This window comes from Candidatus Frankia nodulisporulans, from assembly GCF_902806475.1.
Classification (GTDB): Bacteria; Actinomycetota; Actinomycetes; order Frankiales; family Frankiaceae; genus Frankia; species Frankia umida.
Window position 1 is genome coordinate 1 of sequence record NZ_CADCWS010000335.1, and the last position, 3,797, is coordinate 3,797.

5 protein-coding genes are annotated in these 3,797 nt (G+C 71.1%); 2 read left to right on the plus strand and 3 right to left on the minus strand.

What is annotated here, in order from left to right; all coding sequences use genetic code 11:
• Together G6R24_RS19180 and G6R24_RS19185 are read left to right on the plus strand one after the other, a co-directional pair.
• Positions 1-300, plus strand: a 300-nt coding sequence (locus G6R24_RS19180) for a CoA transferase (protein ID WP_192029205.1), incomplete at its 5' end; no start/stop codon positions are given.
• Positions 297-1,247: an LLM class flavin-dependent oxidoreductase gene (locus G6R24_RS19185; RefSeq protein ID WP_163550577.1), complete on the plus strand. Its 951-nt coding sequence runs from the start codon at positions 297-299 to the stop codon at positions 1,245-1,247. The genes G6R24_RS19180 and G6R24_RS19185, both read left to right, overlap by 4 nt.
• A 23-nt stretch (positions 1,248-1,270) precedes the next feature.
• Here G6R24_RS19185 and G6R24_RS19190 read toward each other — a convergent pair whose 3' ends face one another.
• The 3 genes from G6R24_RS19190 to G6R24_RS19200 form a co-directional block, all read right to left on the minus strand.
• The gene (locus tag G6R24_RS19190; RefSeq protein ID WP_225438745.1) at positions 1,271-1,609 is read right to left on the minus strand and encodes a DUF418 domain-containing protein; all 339 of its coding nucleotides are present in this window, start codon (positions 1,607-1,609) and stop codon (positions 1,271-1,273) included.
• Between the two features lie 120 nt (positions 1,610-1,729).
• On the minus strand, positions 1,730-2,521 hold the full coding sequence (locus G6R24_RS19195) for an effector-associated domain EAD1-containing protein (RefSeq protein ID WP_163550578.1): 792 nt from the start codon (positions 2,519-2,521) through the stop codon (positions 1,730-1,732).
• Positions 2,522-2,612: 91 nt separating this feature from the next.
• Positions 2,613-3,473: a DUF427 domain-containing protein gene (locus tag G6R24_RS19200; RefSeq protein ID WP_163550579.1), complete on the minus strand. Its 861-nt coding sequence runs from the start codon at positions 3,471-3,473 to the stop codon at positions 2,613-2,615.
• Between the last annotated feature and the right edge of the window lie 324 nt (positions 3,474-3,797).

Consider the following 3,797-nt stretch of genomic DNA (forward strand, 5'->3'; position numbering starts at 1 on the left):
TGGACGCACCCGCGGACGGCCGCCGAGACAGCGGCGTCCCTGCAGGCCGCCGGCGTCCCCGCCGAACCGGTCATGACCTTCGCCGATCTTGCCACCGACCCGCATCTGGCCGCCCGCGAGGCGTTCGTCGAGGTCGACCATCCGGTGCTCGGACGCCAGCGGGTGCTGCGGCCACCGTGGCACTTCTCCGCCGGTGGACGTGGCGGCACCGGCGGCGGCGAGGTCCGCCCCGGTCCCGTCCTCGGCGCCGACACCGAGACGATCCTCGCCCGCTACACCGACCGAGAGGTGGCCCAGTGACGGGCACGCGGCCCCAGCAGGTGAAGGTCGGTTTCGTCGTCGGCGGTGAGCTGGCACGAGCCGCCCGGTTCGACGCACTGCCCATCGACTCGTTGTGGACGGGCGGGCACGTCGCCTCCCGTAATCCCTCGACCGAGGCGATGATGACCCTGGCGCGGCTGTCCGCGGTGACCGAACGGGTCCGGCTGGGCACGTCCATTTTGCTGCTGCCGCTGTATCCACCGGCGATCATCGCGAAGCAGGTCGCCGACCTCGACCGGGCCAGCGGCGGCCGGCTGACCCTCGGCGTCGGCATCGGCGGGGAGTACCCGCAGGAGTTCCGCGTCTGCCAGGTCCCCCTGAACGAACGCGGCCGCCGCCTGGACGAGGCGATCCCCCTGCTGCGCAGACTCTGGACGGCGCAGGAGATCACCCACGAGGGCCCGTTCTACTCCATGGCGGACGTCCGGATTCACCCCGCGCCCGCCCAGGCCGGCGGCCCACCCATCGTCATCGCCGGCCGCAGGGAACGGGCGATGCGCCGCGCAGCCCTCGTCGGCGACGGCTGGATGCCCTACCTGTACTCGCCGCGGCGCTATGCGGCCTCGGTTCAGACGATCAGCGCCCTGGCCGCCGAAGCCGGCCGTGACCTGACCGGATTCGAATACCACGCGTTCGTCTTCGTCAACGTCGACAAGGACGGCGACCGGGCCCGCGAGGAGGCCGCCCGCACCATCGGCGGCAACTACGACCAGGACTTCCGCGCGATGATCGACAACGTCGCGGCCGTGGGCACCCCCGAGGAGGTCACCCGCAAACTGACGGATTTCGTCGCCGCCGGTGTCCAGCACTTCGTCTTCATGCCGGCACCCGGCACCGGCGATCCCGACGACGTCGTCCACCGCCTGCTCGACGACGTCCTGCCCGCCGTCCACGCCGAGACCGCTTCGGCGGCCGGACCCACGTAGGCCCGCGTCACCGTGATGGCCCGTCACCGTGATGGCATGGTCGGTAGGTGATCTGGCGGATCAGGGTCTCGGACGGCCCGCGGCCCGCGTTCCCGCTGGCGTCGCACGATCTGGGCGACCCCGTAGCCGAACAGCAGCCCGAACATCGGGAACGCCCGTCCGTCGACGAAGGTGGCGATCAGCCAGATGACGGCCGCGTCGAGGCCCGACCCGTCCCGGGGATAGCCGCCGAGCACCGACGAGCCGCGCAGAAAGTAGTGCGAGTTCGCCAGGGCGATGAACAACAGCATGAACCCGCGGGCGAGGTCCGGGCCCAACGCCCGGGCCTCGAGCGCCAGGGGCTGTGCAGGAGTCGATGTCACCGATCCAGTCAAGGACACCCATCGTGGTGAGCACATCCGGCGCGGGACGGAACTGTCACCTCCCCCTGAAGGCGGAATCCACGGTCCGGGGGGTCGACGTGGGGATCACCGTGCCCACGGCTACCCGGGTGCCGCCTGTGCGCTGATGGTCGTGCGGATGCGTTCGGTGATGCGGATCGCCGGGTCGCGCAGCAGACCGCGGAAGATGATCCGACCGTGGTCGGTGACCAGTTCGAGGTCGGCGACGGCGACCAGGATCCCGCGCCGGCGGTGGGCGAGCCGGGCCTCGTGGACCTGCGGCCAGGCGATTCGCAGCAGCTGGCTGAGGGTGCCGTTGGTCTCGCGGTCGGCGATCGTGATGCCGCCGCTGGTGAGCGCGATGATGCCGGAGCCGGGCGTCGAACGGCCGAAGGTGCCGTTCGCGATGTCCAGCGGTGTCTCATCCGGGCGCAGCAGCCGTGTGACGACCTCGATGAGTGCGTCCCGGTCACCCCACCGTTGGTAGGGCGGGAACGCGTCGTCGACGAAACGTCCGATGTCGGCGGCTGACAGCGGCCCCGCCGGTGGAGGCGCCGTGGGGCCGGTCGGGCCGCCGGGGTCGGCCGACTCCTCGGCCTCGGCGGCGCTGGCGGCCGCCCGCAGGAGGTCGTTCGCCGGATAGCACCCGGCGGCGACAGCCAGGACGCGACGGCGGCCGTCGGCCAGGATGCCCATCCCCAGCAGGTCGTTCACCTCGTGCCAGAACTCCGACGGGCTGCGCGCCTGCCACGTCGGCAGCCGAGCATGGTCAAACCCCGCCTCCGCGAGGACCTGGACGGCTTCGGTGCGCTGGTGAAACACCCGCGCCACCTCGGCCAGCTCGGCGGCGGTCAGCCGGGTAGCTCCACCCGGCCGCGCACGATGCTCTCCCACCCGCGCCCCCCGCTCGCTCAGGCACCCGCGAACATCGTGATCTTACCGCGCCGGTGTGACCAGGAGCCGGGCTCGCGATCAGCGGAAGGAATCAGGTGTGGACGCCGTCGACGAGGACGTCGACCTTCTCGTCGTAGAAGCAGACCAGGCCGGCGATGCGGATACTCTCGAACAGCGGCGTGGGGTAGTACCAGACGACATCCTCGTGGACCTTGCCGTTCACCCGCACGGAATGGTAGCTCGCGGTTCCCTTGTACGGGCAGTGGGTGGCGGAATCCGACGATGTGAGCAGCTCGGTACGCACATCTGTCAGCGGCAGGTAATAGCGGGGCCGCAGACCGGATTCGAACAACACCACCGGACGGACCGAATCGGCGACCGTCACACCGTCGATCTCCACCCGGACATGCCGGGAGCTCGCGAGAACGTCGATGCGGTGATACGGGTTGCGGGCGTGCCCGTAGACGATCTCGTCCTCCTCCAGCCAGGTGTCCAGCGCGTTCCAGTCGAACCGGACGAGCCCACGCAGCGCCGGGATGGGGGAGTCGGGGTGGGTGACGGCGGCATCGGGGGCGGTGTGGTCGCCGATGACGACGTCGTGGCGAACCGCCGCACCCCGGCTCGGCGAGCGGTTGACCGTCCCGTTGGGCACCAGCGTCGCGCGGACGTCCTCGGCGGGCAGGTAGTAGACGGGGTAGTGCGGGCCCTCCCAGACCAGCACCGGGCGGACCGTGTCCACCACGACCTGGCCGCCGAGCAGGGCCCGTACCCGCTTGCCCGCCCGCTCGGCGTGGACCCGCTCACCGCCGACGGCACTGGCCGGTTTCGAGGCACCGGCGGCCGGCAGGGCCGCCAACGCCGCGGCTGCTGCCTGAGTGTCGGCTGCCTGAGTGTCGGTGGCTGCCCGCGTGTCGGTGGGTGTGGGTGTGGTGCCCGGGGGAGTGCTCGTCATGGCTCTGGTTCCCTCCACCGCGTCCGTGTCCGCGCACCTGCGCGGACGTTCGTCACAGCATTCGATCGTGCGTGGCCTGCCGGCGTCCACCAGAACAACGACCCGCCCGCGGGCCTTCCCGACCCACCGGGCACGGCGGGCCGCGGGCGTCGATGCCCCACCACCTCGACCGGCCGGGCGGTCACCGTCACGCGGACCTGAAAACCGGCTCGGATGTGTCACCGAAAAGTGCGATCCGATGCTGTGACGCCGGCATATCCCGGAACCGGGAAAAAGGCCGACCCGGTGGCGGACAACCAGTAGCATCCCCCTTCGTACGGCTGG

Excerpts from the sequence above, each read along its gene's own strand:
- G6R24_RS19200 (WP_163550579.1), bottom strand. The coding sequence starts at position 3,473 with ATGACGAGCACTCCCCCGGGCACCACACCCACACCCACCGACACGCGG.